This window comes from Sphingobacterium sp. SGL-16 (assembly GCF_011043515.1).
GTDB lineage: Bacteria > Bacteroidota > Bacteroidia > Sphingobacteriales > Sphingobacteriaceae > Sphingobacterium > Sphingobacterium litopenaei.
Genome location: NZ_JAAKGQ010000001.1, coordinates 1 through 16716, shown reverse-complemented (window position 1 = coordinate 16716; position 16716 = coordinate 1). Strand labels below are relative to the sequence as shown.

20 protein-coding genes are annotated in these 16716 nt (G+C 34.2%); 3 read left to right on the top strand and 17 right to left on the bottom strand.

Annotation, left to right across the window (positions count from 1 at the left end):
• Window positions 1-16: 16 nt before the first annotated feature.
• From G5B32_RS00100 to G5B32_RS00020, 17 genes are all read right to left on the bottom strand, one after another.
• Window positions 17-427, bottom strand: a complete 411-nt coding sequence (locus G5B32_RS00100) for a hypothetical protein (protein WP_165289431.1) — start codon at window positions 425-427, stop codon at window positions 17-19.
• On the bottom strand, window positions 405-1025 hold the full coding sequence (traK, locus tag G5B32_RS00095; protein ID WP_165289430.1) for a conjugative transposon protein TraK: 621 nt from the start codon (window positions 1023-1025) through the stop codon (window positions 405-407). The genes G5B32_RS00100 and traK overlap by 23 nt, the downstream gene beginning before the upstream one ends.
• An 18-nt stretch (window positions 1026-1043) precedes the next feature.
• Entirely contained in the window at window positions 1044-2189 is a 1146-nt protein-coding gene (locus G5B32_RS00090) for a plasmid transfer protein (protein WP_240898959.1), read from the bottom strand.
• Window positions 2190-2196: 7 nt separating this feature from the next.
• The gene (locus G5B32_RS00085; protein WP_165289429.1) at window positions 2197-2865 is read right to left on the bottom strand and encodes a hypothetical protein; all 669 of its coding nucleotides are present in this window, start codon (window positions 2863-2865) and stop codon (window positions 2197-2199) included.
• Window positions 2866-2982: 117 nt separating this feature from the next.
• Window positions 2983-3663: a hypothetical protein gene (locus tag G5B32_RS00080; RefSeq protein ID WP_206366738.1), complete on the bottom strand. Its 681-nt coding sequence runs from the start codon at window positions 3661-3663 to the stop codon at window positions 2983-2985.
• 2 nt (window positions 3664-3665) lie between these two features.
• Window positions 3666-4316, bottom strand: coding sequence for a hypothetical protein (locus G5B32_RS00075; RefSeq protein ID WP_165289428.1), 651 nt, complete (start codon window positions 4314-4316; stop codon window positions 3666-3668).
• Window positions 4313-4975 (bottom strand): hypothetical protein, encoded by a 663-nt coding sequence (locus tag G5B32_RS00070; RefSeq protein WP_165289427.1) that lies wholly within the window; start codon window positions 4973-4975, stop codon window positions 4313-4315. Before G5B32_RS00070 ends, G5B32_RS00075 begins: the two co-directional genes overlap by 4 nt.
• A gap of 40 nt (window positions 4976-5015) precedes the next feature.
• Window positions 5016-7481 (bottom strand): TraG family conjugative transposon ATPase, encoded by a 2466-nt coding sequence (locus G5B32_RS00065; RefSeq protein ID WP_165289426.1) that lies wholly within the window; start codon window positions 7479-7481, stop codon window positions 5016-5018.
• Window positions 7482-7760: 279 nt separating this feature from the next.
• Window positions 7761-8075: a DUF4134 domain-containing protein gene (locus G5B32_RS00060; protein ID WP_165289425.1), complete on the bottom strand. Its 315-nt coding sequence runs from the start codon at window positions 8073-8075 to the stop codon at window positions 7761-7763.
• A 32-nt stretch (window positions 8076-8107) separates the two neighbouring features.
• A complete protein-coding gene (locus G5B32_RS00055; RefSeq protein ID WP_165289665.1) occupies window positions 8108-8425 on the bottom strand; it encodes a DUF4134 family protein in 318 nt (105 codons plus the stop codon).
• Window positions 8425-8793 carry a hypothetical protein gene (locus tag G5B32_RS00050; protein ID WP_165289424.1) on the bottom strand — a complete coding sequence of 123 codons (369 nt, stop codon included), beginning with the start codon at window positions 8791-8793 and terminating at the stop codon, window positions 8425-8427. Before G5B32_RS00050 ends, G5B32_RS00055 begins: the two co-directional genes overlap by 1 nt.
• Entirely contained in the window at window positions 8790-9155 is a 366-nt protein-coding gene (locus G5B32_RS00045; RefSeq protein ID WP_165289423.1) for a hypothetical protein, read from the bottom strand. The genes G5B32_RS00050 and G5B32_RS00045 overlap by 4 nt, the downstream gene beginning before the upstream one ends.
• Window positions 9152-9787: a ParA family protein gene (locus G5B32_RS00040; RefSeq protein ID WP_165289422.1), complete on the bottom strand. Its 636-nt coding sequence runs from the start codon at window positions 9785-9787 to the stop codon at window positions 9152-9154. The genes G5B32_RS00045 and G5B32_RS00040 overlap by 4 nt, the downstream gene beginning before the upstream one ends.
• Before the next feature lie 22 nt (window positions 9788-9809).
• Window positions 9810-10970 (bottom strand): relaxase/mobilization nuclease domain-containing protein, encoded by a 1161-nt coding sequence (locus G5B32_RS00035; RefSeq protein ID WP_165289421.1) that lies wholly within the window; start codon window positions 10968-10970, stop codon window positions 9810-9812.
• A gap of 9 nt (window positions 10971-10979) precedes the next feature.
• Window positions 10980-11387 carry a MobC family plasmid mobilization relaxosome protein gene (locus G5B32_RS00030; protein ID WP_165289420.1) on the bottom strand — a complete coding sequence of 136 codons (408 nt, stop codon included), beginning with the start codon at window positions 11385-11387 and terminating at the stop codon, window positions 10980-10982.
• Window positions 11388-11937: 550 nt separating this feature from the next.
• Entirely contained in the window at window positions 11938-12918 is a 981-nt protein-coding gene (locus G5B32_RS00025) for a toprim domain-containing protein (RefSeq protein ID WP_165289419.1), read from the bottom strand.
• Window positions 12919-13551: 633 nt separating this feature from the next.
• The gene (locus G5B32_RS00020) at window positions 13552-14046 is read right to left on the bottom strand and encodes a JAB domain-containing protein (protein ID WP_165289418.1); all 495 of its coding nucleotides are present in this window, start codon (window positions 14044-14046) and stop codon (window positions 13552-13554) included.
• Between the two features lie 650 nt (window positions 14047-14696).
• Between G5B32_RS00020 and G5B32_RS00015 the strand changes: the two genes are divergently transcribed.
• The 3 genes from G5B32_RS00015 to G5B32_RS00005 all read left to right on the top strand — a co-directional run.
• Window positions 14697-15236 carry a hypothetical protein gene (locus G5B32_RS00015; protein ID WP_165289417.1) on the top strand — a complete coding sequence of 180 codons (540 nt, stop codon included), beginning with the start codon at window positions 14697-14699 and terminating at the stop codon, window positions 15234-15236.
• Between the two features lie 2 nt (window positions 15237-15238).
• Window positions 15239-16069: a hypothetical protein gene (locus G5B32_RS00010; RefSeq protein WP_165289416.1), complete on the top strand. Its 831-nt coding sequence runs from the start codon at window positions 15239-15241 to the stop codon at window positions 16067-16069.
• Window positions 16070-16295: 226 nt separating this feature from the next.
• Window positions 16296-16716, top strand: a 421-nt coding sequence (locus tag G5B32_RS00005) for a HEPN domain-containing protein (protein WP_165289415.1), incomplete at its 3' end; no start/stop codon positions are given.

Below are 16716 nucleotides of genomic sequence, written 5' to 3'. Positions count from 1 at the left end.
TTCAGGGCTTACTATTTCATTGTAGAAGATTCCGATGTATTTTTTCATACCGCTTTAATGCTTCGGTAAGTTGAATACTGTCAAGATGTGATAACGAATCCTTTTGAATAATTAGCGCAATACGCTGCTTTAATTCTTCAAGTTCGTCCATAGCAGCATATGTATCAATAATATTAGCTGAAGATTTGATTATCCCATGAGTTGCTAAACCAGGAAATTTGGGAAGTTTGGTTGATTCATTTACACGCATCACTGTAAAAGCCAATATAGCAGATATCAACATACAGGCAAACATACAAGCCAAGGAGTAAAAAGGATGGCGAACAATTAGATTTCTAGTTAACTCTTGTATATTTTGAATACGATGTACAAAAGTCGGTCTTTTTATATCACGGAATTCATTTTTAGAATGTGTTTTTTTGAGCATGTTGAATATCTTTATTTTCAATAGTCTTCCAACGGGTTATAAGTACAGCATGAGGATTGTTGTCTGATCGTATTTCTAGATCATTCAGATAACCTTCCGTTACAAGTGAACGGGTAATGGTAGAGCTACGTCTATCAATTTTTTGGGTTCCATAATACCTGAAATAACGTTTTGGTATATCGATATGTATACTATCAGTACGTATTGTTAATACCGCACTTGAGGATAAAATAGAGTTAAAATATCCCTTTTCTTTAAGGTTATTATATTGTAAAGCTCCACTTTCATCAATCAAATACATGGCCTGCTTCATTTGGTATTCCATAAAGCGATCATCTGGAGTTAATGAAAAAAATAAACTATGAAAACGCCCTACATGCGATTTATATTCAGCTTCACGATTCATTTGCACATCCGTCTGCCTAGCTGACATCGGTATATTGGTATCATCCATGATGTATACACTTTTGCGTGCATCGGCTACCTGTCTATAGGCAAAAAAGGATACACTGATGACCATAATCACAGCTGCAAGTAAACAGCCAGCAGATAGAAATGTGGCTAACTTGACTTTTGCTTCAATATTCTTTATAATCATATTCTTAACTAATTTATATTAAAAGCCTTTACGCAGAATTTTGCCCATTATCCTTGATAGCCCACCTGAACCACGCCCCATGGTTGATGCTGCTGAAGAAATTCCGGATGTGGAAATTATCCATGTAGAAATACTAGGTACAGTTAGCATTGTCAAAGCTCCAATTACAAAAGTTCCGATAACCATTCCAAAAGACAACACACCATTTGAAGCAAATACCGTTAATTTCTCCAACCCGGCACCAGTTGTATCGACTAATTGCTGGTAACGAGATATTTCAGCTTCCATGGCGTAATGCTGAAATAGTGAAGAAATATACATGACTAAATAGGCAATTCCAGCATAAAGGTTTACCGCTATGAAGCGTGCTACCCAGGTGCTAAAAGAATCACGAAATGCAGGTAATATACTTGCTGCAACGGAAAACGGTCCAAGAATCAACAGTATGGTAGAGTATATAATTTGAACTATAAAAATGATGTATACACATATACGCAATAACCAGATGGCTAAAGTTTCAAGCAATGAAGTCAAAAGTAGCTGCCAACCTACTTTAAGTCGGTTACTCATTTCTACAATAGGGTTCCATACCTCCGCAAATCCTTCTTTAACAGAAGACCTTACAGATTCCCAAGCTTTTTCATACCATGTATCAGCTTCTATTCGAGCTGTCTCTGCTTCAGCTTCTAGTGTTAATAGTTGATCTGCGACATCTACCATCAGCTTGGCACGTTGTAGCCTCAGATTATTCACTTCAGTTTGACTTTCATTAAATAACATTTCCGTCTTTAATGCGACTAAATCGGTTGGATAGGCAATTACTTTGGTAAAAATTGGCCACCAGAGGATTACCATGACCAAACCAAAAGGTCGCAATAAAGGCATTATTTCGAGCTGCTTATCACCAGCCATCATCTCATAGGATTTTATAGCAAAAAAAACAAGCATAAATATGGCGCTTAACGCCTGTGCATCAGCAATGAAAACATCATAATGAGTCCAAATGGTATTTTTTAGCTGCCGCAAAAAGTACATCATCGTATCATCATATACACCATTACCCTGCAAAAAATTAAACGTATCTTTAAATGATTGCGGTACATCAATAGCTTTTTGTACGTGCTGATTAACTACAGTTGATAAGTAGGAAGATATATTTATCATATGAAAATTAAAGTTTGGATTTACGTAATATATCATCTGCTATTTGTCGATCATTTTTATGTGCAGATGGCGCAAATGACCAGGCTGCCCCCTTGCTAGTTGAGCTAACTAATTTAATCTTCAGGTATAATTCCGCTCTTTGCTTTTTAGTATCCCAACTCGTATCCAGTTGTCTATAATCTTGAAGTATATGATGATAACTCAAGATTCTAGCTCCCCTATCCATGTTTGTTGTTCTTGCCAATTGCAAGCGCTGACGCAGAATATCCCGCTCTTCGCTATACCAGCTGAGCAATCCAATTTTTGATAAGTAATCTCGAACTGTTGAAGAGGTCTCTTCCAAAGGATCTATATTGTTGAGGAGTAGTCGAAATTCATTTTGGTAATACAGTTGCCAAAGTGGATCAATTTCGGAGAGCATACCAGTGTAAGCAGTGTATTCACGAAGTGCAACATTTCGAAGTGTATCAGTTTGCGATTTATAGGCTTCCTCTGTATTTTTCATTGCAGCAACGAGCAACAAGCGCTGTGACTGTGGGCCTGCTACACTTAATGGTCTATGATCTGTTCTTGGATAATTTGGATGCAATCCCCAGGTTAACCAATAATTAGGATTTAAACTTAAAAAACCTTTTGTTGGTGTAAATTTACTTCTGTCCCACTGCTTAAAAACCATGCGTTCCTGCTGATTTACTATATGTTGATCAGTCTGATATTTTACCGGCTGTGCATGACAAATGGAAAGCGAACATATTATTATAAAAAATAATAATGAGGCGATTGATTTCATAGACTAGTTCTTTAATTGATTAATTTTATAGATGATGTCTTCTACCATACGTTTGTCTTGATAGATAAATTGACTGTATGGATTTAAGCTTCTTAATACGCCACGTGCTTTTGCCCAGTACATGGCTCTGTGCATACTATATACCAGCGCACGTATAACTCGAAGTTCAATTACAATTTTACGCAGCAATTGATCTCGCTTACTAAAATCCATCAGCACGTTACTACCTTCTTTTAACACAAATTCAGACACTTCTGCAACTAAGTTTATTCCCCTATTTTTTAACTGCCGTGCAATTTCTTCCGCAAAAAGTAAGAGATGAGGTGAATCTTTAGCCATTTCTAACATTAGATTTGATTCTGCAAAAATTTCTGCCCCTAAGGCTACTATTTGTTTAACCGTAAGGCCACTCCGCAAGGCTTGATCAACTTCAGTTAGTGAACTGTAAATGATATCCTGCACTAAGACCACGGAATTGAGATTAATAGTTATGTCATCAAGTCTGTTTTTAATCACCTTTAAATTATTGGTATGTGATGATTCAGCGGCTGACCTTACTACCCCATTTTCGCCTACAATAGCTAAATGTTTACTGTCAAATACAACTGTGACATACCCTTGCCCATAGCTTATAAACGGTAAGAAGGAAAGTAGCGTTAGTGTTAAATAATAAAGCTCTTTCATAATCAGAACTGCTTTATTTTAGCGAAAATACGTTCTAACAGCTGCCTATCCTTATTGATATATTCCGAAAATGGATTTAAAAATTCAAGCATGCGCTGTCGATTAGCGTAATACATATTTGCGGCAAGTCCTCTTGAGGTAGCGGCCATCCTACGTAATTCGATCAACACATGTTCAAATAACAACTTACGATCGCTTTTCTTCATTTGATTTAAATCCCCTATACTCAACATTAAAGCGTAGAGATATTGACTAAGCCGGTATGCTTTATCCAACAAATCAACCTCGGTTTGATAAGCCATTTGAATACGTATTGGATCATGGCTTGCTAGTTTAATAATAGTTTGCTGATAACTTACAATTTCACTAATGATTGGCGCCGCTTGAAGACCAATTGGTGTCGCATCAAGAGCGAAACTAAGCGTTTGAAACCGGCTTTGTAAAATGCTATATTTTGCTTTGAGGTCGGTCATTTTAGAACTGTTTAATTCTTCATTTACCGTGTTTATCGCTTGACGGTTGCGTGCCGTAGTTTGGCGCTCGTTCTCATCTTTACTGTGTCCAACTAATTGGTGCAGTAATTGAACATTCAGTTGCCCCTTAACTTGAGCTATCGAAAACGTAAATAATAACAGGATAATTAGCTGTCTCATTGTTTTAGATATTTAGCGTTACGAATAATATCATCGGCAAGACGTTTGTCCATATTTATAAAACCTGCGAATGGATTTAAGGAATTCCAAATGCCGCGTTGTTTTGCCCAATACATGGAGCGATACATGCCATATACAACTCCTCGGAGAATAGTCATTTCGGTTACAATACGATTTAATAGCTTAGCACGTTCACCTGAATCCATTAGGTTATCCTTTCCAGCACGAGTCACAAAAGCAGTTACTTCCAAGGCAAGATTAGTCGCTCTAGTTTTAAATTCTCTTGCACCTTGTTCCGCAAAAAGCAGCAATGCCGGATTATCAGCAGTAAGCGTTAGCCCTTTATTAGCATACTCAACGATATCAGAACTGATTTCCGTAATATCTTTAATGGCCAATGCATTTCGAACAACTGCCGAAACTTCACTCAAACCTGTATATATTTTATCCTGCAAATCATTTACTATAATAAGCTGTCCAGTTACAGCTAGCTGTGCGCGTTGTATAAGTGTAAGGTTTTCATTGCTGGAGTTTAGTTGACCGTTTATAACTGATGCATGAGAGGCTGTCGCAGCAGCTACAGCTGGATCAATATAAATTTGTGCCTTACTATGTACAGTAAGACTGAATAGGCTAATAATTAAAATCAATCGTAGCATATATTCAATAGAGATTAATGGTTAAAATTGTATTACTTGATTAACTTATTTGATTAACCTTAGTAACGAAGGCACTAAGATCAAGACCCGACTTGTGTAAATCAGCTACGAAAGCATTGAGGCCATCCCGATAATTACCCTGATTTCGCACGTAATACTCTACCGCCATTTTTTCAGGCTTTTCAGTTGTGTAACAGAGGTATTGATATATGGATACTTCCACACCATAGACTTCACCTACTGCTCCTCTACGGATATACACCTCTTTAAATCGACCTCTTTTATCCTTATTTTCAAGCTGATTAATGGTAAAAATTTTACGCTTTTCGGTATCAGTTATAGATAGCAATTTTGCTATAGCATCATAGTTCTCGCGAAACTTATTTTGATCCAATAGACAGATGGTATCCGAGTTGGCAAGTATGGAGTCTTTAACAATAGGATTACCCAATATATCCCCCAATTCTTGCGTAACAACAATAACCTCACCCCAGAATTTCCGTACCGTTTTATATAAGTACAGCAGGTAGGAAGCCATTAATGGTGAGGCTATTGCTTTCCAAGCTTCTTCAACAATTAATGCTTTACGCTGATCTTTCCTATGACGCATTTTCTGCAGAAACACGTCCATAATGATCAGCGTTACTATGGGAAAAAGAACTTTGTTTTCTTTAAGATTATCAATTTCGAATACTATAAATTTCTCAGTAAACAAAGATGAATCGGCAGATTCGTTAAGTACAGTTCCAAATTCTTGACCAGAATAAAATTTTTTAAGCACATAGCGGTATTCATCTAAGTCAAAACTAATCGCTTCTTGTTGCGTTATATCACGTATTTTATCAACTGAATAGGTATAAAAAGAATCGAAGTCAAGCTTAGCGGGACGATTTAAATTTTGAGCACTTGGATCTAACCAGAAATAATCATAGTAGTAAGATGACAATACATTCGACAGCACGGTATCTTCAATTTGAGATAAGTGCCCGTCAGCACCTTTCCAAATCAGAGCTATTAATGTTTTTAAAAAATCCTTTTTCTCCAAGTTGAATTCATTTTGCGAAATAGCAAAAGGATTCATTGATATTGGTTTTTCTTCGGTATAGGTGATGTATTTACCGCCATAATAACTACATAATCCCGAATAACTATCACCGGTATCCACAATAACAACATCCATATTATAACGGCAGTATTGCTCGACAAGGGCATTCATAAAAAATGATTTTCCAGATCCCGATGGCCCTAGGGTAAATTTTGACCTGTTGTTAATTCTTCCCGTTCGCATAGGCTCATCGGCGGGGTCTATTCCAATTGGTATGCCTTGGCGGTCTGTAAAACGAATTAGAACATCTGAATTTTCATCAATCTGCATGGATTCTTTAAAAACAAAGCATAGAGCAGCGTCTGAAGTAGTTAAAAACCAATCGTATTTCTTTAGTTCAACGCCATTGCCAGGTAAAGCTGTACGAAAAAGTTCAAGTTGGTTGTAGGCATTTCGGGAAGGTATGATACCCTGCTGAAATAGAGAAGCTTCAATAAAATTAGCGGACTTAGCAATTTTACTTTGTTCAGCACAAAGCAATATATTAAAATGCGCATGGACTAATAATTGATTTTCTCTAGCAACATCAACAAGCAATTTATCAATATCCTCCACACAGAGTAAATTAGCTGCATCGGGAACTCCGGAGTGACGCTTACGTTTCAGCTCCAACTTATTTAGCGTAGTTTGCTGCGCTGGAATTTCGATAAGCTGGTTATAAATGATACAATTATAGTCAGGTACATGGTGTAAAAAAAACAAATTGTCTACAGGAAAATCACGCAAATTTCTACTATCATTCCTATGCGTATAGCTACTAACGGACTCGGGTAAATCTATGTTATCTGTATTTATTAAACTGATACTTCTCAGTGTACGTTCTCCAATTTTAAGCTCAGTATCGTTAGCAGCAATATTATCCAGCACGATATTCTCAGCGGTAAAATCAAATGCCAATAACCGAGACACGAGCTGCTGTATTTGCTTCTCACTTTGTCGTTCTGGCAACATTCCACTACCCTTCATAAGATCAAATAATTTATCGAGCTGCACAGTAAAATCATGTAATGCTTTGGGATCATGTACATAAAAAGCATTCCTTTTTACTTGTTTTGTAATGGTCAGGTAAGTCGTTATTTGTGTGTATTCACGCCCATTAAAGTGATCATCATATTTGGATTGCAAGTATTCTTTCGCATGTTCATTCAGATAGCGTTTTCTTGAAAATATATCTTGTTTTTGAATGATATATCCCTCACCTAGAATTTTAATGATATTAAGTAATAGGTTATGATATGCATTATAAGGCTCCGGATCTGCAGCATATTGTTTTACAGGATTGCTCAGCTTATATATTGCCGAAAAATCACCTCCTTTACCATAAAGCAATGCTTCACCTTTACAATGATCAATTCCGGCGTAAGGCATTTCAAAGGTGGATTTAGAAAATGTGCTGTACATAATTTTTCTTCAGTTTGACGTGATGAATAAATATCCCTTTGGATTTTGTCTTAGCGTGGAGTCCATTTTTTTGTTTGTGGAATGTATAGCTAAGTCCTGCTGCTATTGTCACTAGTGTGATAAAGCCCCCTAAATACATACTGGATAGGGCTCCAATCAGCCCACCAATAACTAGCCCAGCAATAAGAGAACCTATTCCCCAAGCAATAAATTTGCCTTTAAACCCACGGTAAACAAGGGGTTTCTGTAACCCCTTGTATATAGAAAACTGCCGTAACATTACACGCCAAAGAATGCTTTGATAACCACAGATACCAATACGAGAAATAAGCAAGACCCTCCCCATCCCATTAACTCTTTATTGATATCCTGATCACCTGAATTCCACTTAATGTATACGCGCACACCACCGATTATACCAACCACGGCACCAATTGCCAGTGTTAAAGTGGAAACAGGATCAACATAACTGGTTAGCGAAGAGGTGGCCGCATTAATTCCTGTAGTACCTCCACCAGTTTGAGCGAATAAAACTTGAGCTGCGACAAACAAAAGCACAGCGGAAGTAAACAACTTTTTAGATGTTACTGTCATTAGTTAAAAATTAAAGGATGTATAAAATTGGATTAACTGATTCCGTATAGTGCGCGTAAGTAAACGCTAATCAGCGTGAGAAAAAGACAGGAAAAAAACCAGCCCATGACCTGGGCATCAATATGATGCTGTCTACCAGATTGCCAATTGGTATAAATACGCAATCCGCCTAAGATGCCAGAAATTGCACCAATAACTAATACTAAATCTGAGAGAGAAAAATACCAGCGATGCATCTCTCTACTGGCATTATAAAATTCATTAATTCCAGGTTGTCCCTGACTGGTTAGGGGAAGATACAAGCAAGATATGGCATAGAATAGAACTATTGACCGACATACATTAACCATCAATAACTAATTTCACCGGTGTAATGGATTAAATTACTTTTTGCTAGGCTGAATAATTCGGTTAAACTTACGGCACCTGTCGTTTGAATAAAATTCGATGTAGATTCTATTTGCCTATCTGAGTTTTCGTCAACTACATTTTCAACCACGCTATCATGTAAAGAATTTGATGCATCAACATCTATTTCTAATTGTTCTTCAGGCGGTATAATAAGTTGAGGTTGATTGTCATCATCAAAAAATAATATTTCATCCGTATTCGCATCCTTTACAGGTTTCCGAGATTTGAATACATCATAGAGTAAGTTAATACCATAATAACTTAGGTATAACAAAGTGAGCATAAGGAGAAAGTTTGTCCAGTTCATAGGTCAGTGTTTTTAATAATTTCTTGGATATGTTTAGGGAGCCAGGGGTGTTGATTAATATATTGATGTAAGGCATATACGATAAATCGATTCATATCAATGCCTTTAGCTAGTTTCAAGCGTTTCAGTAGATTAATAGTACGTTTATCAACTCTAATCATACTTTTCTCTGTAGCTTCAAGTTTGAATTCCTCAAGTGCATTAAAGAAGTCTACAATATGTTTATGTTCTTCATTTGGAGGTTTATGCTTCTTAGTCGTTGATATTTTGTTACTATTTACCTTTTCGGAAATATGCACTTTATTATCTGTGGTGCGTAATGTATCACGTAACTGATCGGCAAGTGTTTTTATTTCAGTCATAAATCCTCTCTTTTTTGAATAAAATTTGTATATATTTCTTCTAATAGCGGAAGAATAACAGGTAATAGAATAGCTGGAGTATGCAAGGTATCTACACGCTGGAAATCAATACGATCTGAAATTCCTGCCGTAACCCTTCCAAATTGAGCAAGCACTTTATCAACTTCTTGACGGGTTGAATATCGAACCGTTGTTTTAATACGATTAGGGATAAATAATATAGGTGCTCGACTATTTATCTTACGTGTTACCATTGCAAAGAGCAGCGTGGAGTCTACAGAAAATTCATCATAGTTAAATGGACTAAGAATTAAGTCCCCCGAAAGGATTACAGGTATTAATCCATCGTCATCCATTTTTCCAGGTAAATCTATTAGCACTATTTCCTTTGGATTTTTAAGAAGTACTTTTAATAATATGGGAAAGTGTTTTAAGTCAGCAGGAATAACCTCGTAAGGAGCTTCATTATCAAGTATTTTTGCTTTCTCATATTTTGACGCTACAGATTGCTGATAGTCCATATCTAGTACAGTAACTTTTTGCTGCTGGAGCTCACAGAGATAATTTGCCAGCAAGAGGGTAATCGTACTTTTACCTGCTCCCCCCTTTTGATTTCCTATTAATATGACCATACATAGTATCTTAATAAATGATTTATCGTTTTGTTGATCCTAATTTTTGTTTACCTTTTCTTTTGCGAGCATGTAAGGCTTCATCATCCACATCATTTGAAATTGATATTTCAAAATCAGAAAGAGGAATCGCTGCATCTTTCGTATCAGCATTTATACATGGCGTTATCCAAGAAATTTTGCTAGGCACTGGGGAAAGTTTATGATCATATTGTGTAATATTCTCTATTGGAGGTATATGATTTTGGTCCATTACGTTAGTCTCCATATGATTCCTTGTTGCCGATGATATAAATTCTTTAAGCGGTTTAATTTCGGTTCCTTTAAATACGTTTTTTGTAGTATGATCTATTAGGGTATATCCATAGGGTTGATGTCCGTTTTTAGCATGAAAAAGTATCTGGATGCCGAACTTTTCATGCAGAAAATTGGAAAAATCAGAGCTAAATGCATCATCTAGAAATTTTAATGTCTTATCGTAATTATTTTCATAGCGATGCAGTATAGCGCGAATTTGGATTATGCGGTCTTGATACTTTTTACTTGCAGCTATTTTCTGATCAATTAGGTGTAAATCAATTTCATCAATTACGCGACCATATTTGCTGATTTTACAGCTATTTTCCGATAGCACACAAGCATACCCTTGCAATTCAAGTAATAGGGTAAATTGCGCTCGAGTTGAAAAATTATATGCTAATGCGATTTGGATATAGTTAGCTAAAGAATAGTGTTCATTTTCCCCCATAATTTGGTTTAATATGCGATAGGCACGAATCTTTTCATAGGAGTCATTTATTTTCTTTCCTTGCCTATCTACCCGAGTAGAAACAATATGAATATGGTTATTCCCGGTATCTTTATGGTATATCAACATATAGGGCTGTTTGCCATACCCCATCCCCTGCATCCATTGCTGTGCAATAGTTGAGAGTTCACCTTTACTATACGCTCTCCCTTTGGCTGAAATAGCAACATGAAATTGAGGGAATTTAATGCGCATACTTCTTGATGATACAGCCTCTAGGTAATTTATATAATCTTGTGGACGTAAATTTTCTATTCCCTGCAATAAATCAAAGTTTTTAATCAGAACTAATTCCCCACGATCACAAACAACTTTAGACGTATTATATCGAACAGCTTTAAATGTTGCAGACTTCTTGAGAATCTTAACTATCATATATGCGCTTTAACGATGTCTTAGGTTCCTCAAAATCTGCCGAAGAGTTTTCTCAAGTTCAGTTTGCTTTTGTGTATAATCAGCTAGTAAGGAATTAAAAGAAATAACAATTGCAGTGTCAAGCTTATTTTGCCTATTGAGCATGTTCACATGTCTAGCTAGTTGATTAATATTGTTCCCTGCTCTTCCTAATTCAATACCTATAGGATCAAGTGATTTTAGTAAATCAAGAGAATGAGTTGTTACGACTTTACCTCCCAAAAGACAGGTTCGAATAAGTTCAGCTCTGTTCATATAAGCCTCCCTTTCCAGCTCTTTTAGGATTAAAATTTCAGCATCTGTTAGCTTCGCCTTAATGACATGTTTACGTTTTTCAGATAACAATACTGGCCTTCCCCCTTTCTTTCTCTCTTGCATGATAAGCTTATTTGTATTCTTACATTCCTTATTGATAAAACCAAGTTGCGCAGGTTTTTATCCACGCAATTAGGTGCCAGAGATGGTAGCGAATTGAGATGGCAAGTCAGGTTTAGGGGTACCACAAAACACAACTTGCAGCATTAAAAACAAAGAGTTTGGCTGACACCATAAATACACCATAACAAACTGACTACATGCTGCATAAACAAACCGATGCAATATTTAGGTTTAATACAAAAAAATCCATAAAACATGAATAAAAATGAAGTGAACAATGCATTTTTAATTACAATACATTGCTGAATAGAAAATCAGCTAATGGAATAAAGAACTAATCAATTAGCTAAAGGGCTAATAAAATGATTTAGTATTGTAGTGCTTATTCTGCTAATTTAGAACCTAGCAAATCAATGGCACATTTAGCTAGACTATCAATATATCAACTTACACACTGATTGATTATCTATTTAGTCGATTAACTAATTAGTTGATATCATAGGAAATTGATAGGTAAATATACTAGCTAATTGATTAGTCAAATAGCTAATTATCGCTTATAGTATGCCATCATTTTTTGATAGATATTAGCTTCCTCAAACAAGAGATTCTTATTTTGCTTAGCTAGCAACAATTCATTATAATCTTTGTATTTAGCATAGGTATAAGAACGATCTACAGCATTAGGAATTACATTTTTCAAACTCAATAATGCCGCTTTACCGGCGTTATCATTATCAAAGTAAACATTTACGTTAAAATACCCATTCAACTTATTTACAGCAGATTCCATAAGGCTAACAGAGTTTAAAACTACAATACTATCGGGAGCATGGGGATTATCCATTTTCCAGCTTAAATAGTCTAAAAATCCTTCAAATATGGATACTGCTTCTTTACATCCTGGTAGGGTTGTAATACCCTTTTTTCCTAAACAAGATTTAAAATCACGCTCAACTATCCTATTACGTAACTCCCACCCTCCATTATCATTTTGCCATCCAGCTGAAAAAAACTGTCTTCCAGCTTTAGGTCCTGATTTTATGGTGTAATAAACTTCTTTGATATGAGAGCTTGCAACTTCCCATATACCTCTACTTTTCAAATAACGCGTGATGGCTGGATGATTATCCAATTCTTTAATTGTTTCAATATCATAATTGGATACCTTAGCAGCTTTAAATCTTGGACGTCTCACTTTTGAATCTATATCAGTTATTTCAGTGAATGGAATATCCATAACTCCTGCTATTTTAGTTAATACATCTTTTAATGGCATGGGATACCAAAATGCTAAACCAAAGTCTATAATATTTCCTCCTTTGATTCCAGAAGAATTTGCGCCACCATGATCATACCAAACCCCAAGATTGTCATCTATACAAAAAGAAGCTGATTGTTCCTTGCGAAGCATACTTATATAATATAATTCTTTTCCTGAGCGATACTCAGGATGATGTCCCAATTTGGCCAACAGCTCGACCAATGCTATTTGCTCTTTGATTTGAGTAGCATTATTCCATGATACCATATTGCTTATTTTTAGAAGGTAAGATGATTAACAAAAGGAAAACAAATCCCTTTTACCTATAAAAGGGAGTACTCTACCACGAGAGCCTCCCTTATATTGCTATCATTTAAATACTGCAGATTGCAGTAATCTTTTAAATATCTGCTTTGGGAATACTCACGTAGGTATCTACATACCTGCCGAAACCGGCTGCCTATGGTTCATCGATGTTTAGTTCGACTGCACTATAATTTCTGTTTAAAAAGCAGAAATGCTTCATCCCTCAATGTCAAAGAACATATCTTTTATTGAGTTCAAAATTCAGAAGTTCGAAAAGGGATATTTTACAAGGTGAGCATGTTGGTATAGATTTATTTTAGTTTCAAATACATCAAAAAAACACAACAGTTAAGCTTTAATTAAACCAACTTAACAATCTTATATACTATAAATTACTCCATTTAATTAAATAACTATTCTCATGATGCATATTAAATTTAGCAGTATTTAACAATCTGGGGAACTTGGTATAAAATGAAAAGTTCATATATGTTTGAACTTATGCAATAATAGCATAAGTACATTCAAAAAAAATCACCCTACATATTAAGAAAATATGTAGGGTGAAACACATATAGTATACAAGTTAAAGGACTATAAAAGCCCTTCATCTCTAAATGAGTAATAACTCGTATTTGTTAGTATAATATGATCGTTCACATTTACAGACAATAATTCGCCTGCTTGAACAATTCTTTGGGTAAGAATTTTATCTGCTTCACTTGGCTTTAAAGTTCCTGATGGATGATTATGTGCTACAACTATTGAAGTAGCTCTGGATAATAGAGCTATAGAGAACAGTAATCGTATATCAACAATTACAGCATCCAAGCCTCCTTCTGAAATCTTTTGATAACCCACTAGATCTAATCCAGAAGAGAAACATAGTAAATAAAAGCTTTCACGAACTTCTATTTGATTCGTTTCCCATATTTCTCGGAGTAAGTTGCTTACTTTAGTTGAACTATTCAACATTTTAAATTGATGATCATTTAATTCAATAGCTCTTTTATAAGACAGGCTTAATTCATTTACAATAATGTTTTCATTGGTCTCTAGGAGTTCTTTAAAATCTAAAAAAGTTTGCATAGTCTAACGCTTTAAGGTGAAAAAATTAATTAACACCAGCTCCCTACGAGACAAAAAATTGACCAAGCAAAAGAAAATAAGTAAAAAAATGAACGCAGTGTGGAGGCTCCGTTCTCAAGAAGAACGGATACCCATTTTATTATTTATTTTATTGGGTGCGTACGCCAGAAACGCTGGAGCGCGTCAATCTGGCGAAGTAACTTTGTGTAAAATTAAATGAAATAACTTCAGCTCCTCTCTACTAAAATTACAACCCTTTAATAAGGAACAATTAGAATGAAGAAATATACTTGAAAAATTTTTGTTAAGTAGTCTGAAAATAAACTAAACTAATTATGATTGACTATTCGTTTTAAGACAAACTTCAAAACTTATAAATTGCTTTTATAAGAATTAATTCACTTTGGAATTTGTTGGTTTATTTTGAAAATTAGTATAAATTCCTCATTTAAAGAATTAAGTCATAGCGAGAATACTATTAAAAATTGATATATATAAAAGCAATGAACTACTTACAAAATCGCAAAAGCTACTTATTATCAACACTAAGCAGATAAAACATGTGACCAAAATCATTACTTATTCAAATTATAATGTATATATTCACCTTAGGATTGTGAGAATAAGCAATTTAAAAAAAAAACATTCAAATGAACTTTCTCTATAGAACATTATTAACTTTTAATGCGACCTCTTTAATTCTAGTAATTTTTTTGATTAAAGATGAAATCACTTTAAATAGCTTACACGAAAAACTAAATATTCTACCTAATTATGCATCCTATATAGCATATTTTGCAATTCCAATAATATTAACATTTTTAAGTCTTTTCATTTCAAAATATCTCGGGAACGCAAATATTAGTAAAGGAACGATTACTGAAATAGAAAATGCCAACAATGCATTTTTACCAAGCTATTTAGGTTATTTTTTTGTTGCATTGAGCGTAAATAATTGTGATACTCTTTTATTCGTTTTTTTTATATTGTTTGTATTCACTTTCCTCTCCCAAACACTTTACTTTAATCCATTATTTTTAATATTTGGATATCACTTTTATAATGTTTCAACTAGTAACAAAGCAAAGTTGTTTATTATCTCTAAAAATCAGATAACAAAAATCGATGATGTAGAATTTCCAAGCCTCAAAAGAATTAATAATTTCACATTTATAGACAAAAGTATATAATTATGAATTACCTAATAGCTAAAAAGAAAAGAACTAATAATACATTCTTTTCAATATTATCACAAGATCAAAAAATATATGAGATACCTGATGATTTAGAAAATATCAAAGTATTTGATACAAACTACAAACTTGAAGAAGACGAATGGTTTGGAATTGAAAATTTCAATCAATCAAACTACTCCATCCCCTTATTAACTCAAGATTTTAATAGTGCTGAACATCACCAAATTGGAAATTTGCAATATAATCTTGTTAAATATTTTTGCGCTTTTCAAGATGATTACTTCTGTTTTCAAAAATTTGTTTATAGTAATATAATTACAAAAAAATGGATTTCATTAAGTGGTGAACCGGAAATCAAAACAGACCATCCAATATTAATTATTAAATCAGTCCCAGATGCAATCTATAAAATATCTAATGATACATTATACTTTAAAAATTTAAGTGATGTAAAATCAATATTTCCTGAAATAATAGAACTATACAAAGAAGCTACTGATGAGGAGACTGAACAATTCTTAAACAGTGAGTTTATTTCTTTAAGCGATGGCTTCGAAACATCTCGAGTAAATACTGCAAATAGAAAACGTATTGCAATGGCTATTGAAACACTTAATAACCTAGAAGAGGAACATAAGGTTCAAATTCATAATTATATAAGAGAATATTGTCCAGAATTAGAATTTTCAGAAGAGAACAATCAATTTAGCATAGGAAATGAAAATCATTTAAAAAATTTAATATTTGGAATAGAACAACGTTTTTACACAACCATAGTTGGAAATGAAAGAAGATTAGCAAATTCTATATCAAAACTTAATAACTAATAAAAACGTAATACTAAAAGGATATTTCGGAATCGTGTGTTATGTGAATGTGGAAGTCTCGGTTTTAGATTGCAAAAAGTCAATGTTATTGACTCTCATTCTAAAATTATACAATGATTTGGATTTAACTTAATGTATTAATATATTTTATTTTCTAACTAAATTTTCAACCACTTAAACCAAGTAAAAAAACTTAATCTAGAGTTTTGACCATCTTTACAGAAAAATGATTAAATCAAAAACATTCTTTGAAAAATGTAATACCAGTTCATCGCTAATTAATCTTGCGTATCGTGATTATATTGCTGCAAGATTCCTACTAAATAATCAATTAATATTACAAGGATTAATGCTTGCGAGTACGGCTGTAGAAAAATACTTAAAAGCAATAATTGTGTTTAATCTAGATAATGATGAGCGGTATAATTATCACTTTGATAGATTTCAAAAATTAAAAGATCTATTATTAAAGAGTGAGTTTAAAATGATTAATGAATTTGACCCTGTTTTCTTAGAAGTACTGGAAAAAGCTTTTAAACTAAGATATTATGACGGACTCAAAGACGATATCGAAATAGGTATATATTTAAATCAATTCATTGGTGAACTTGACATAGTTGTTAATCGTCTAGAAAAATACATTATGG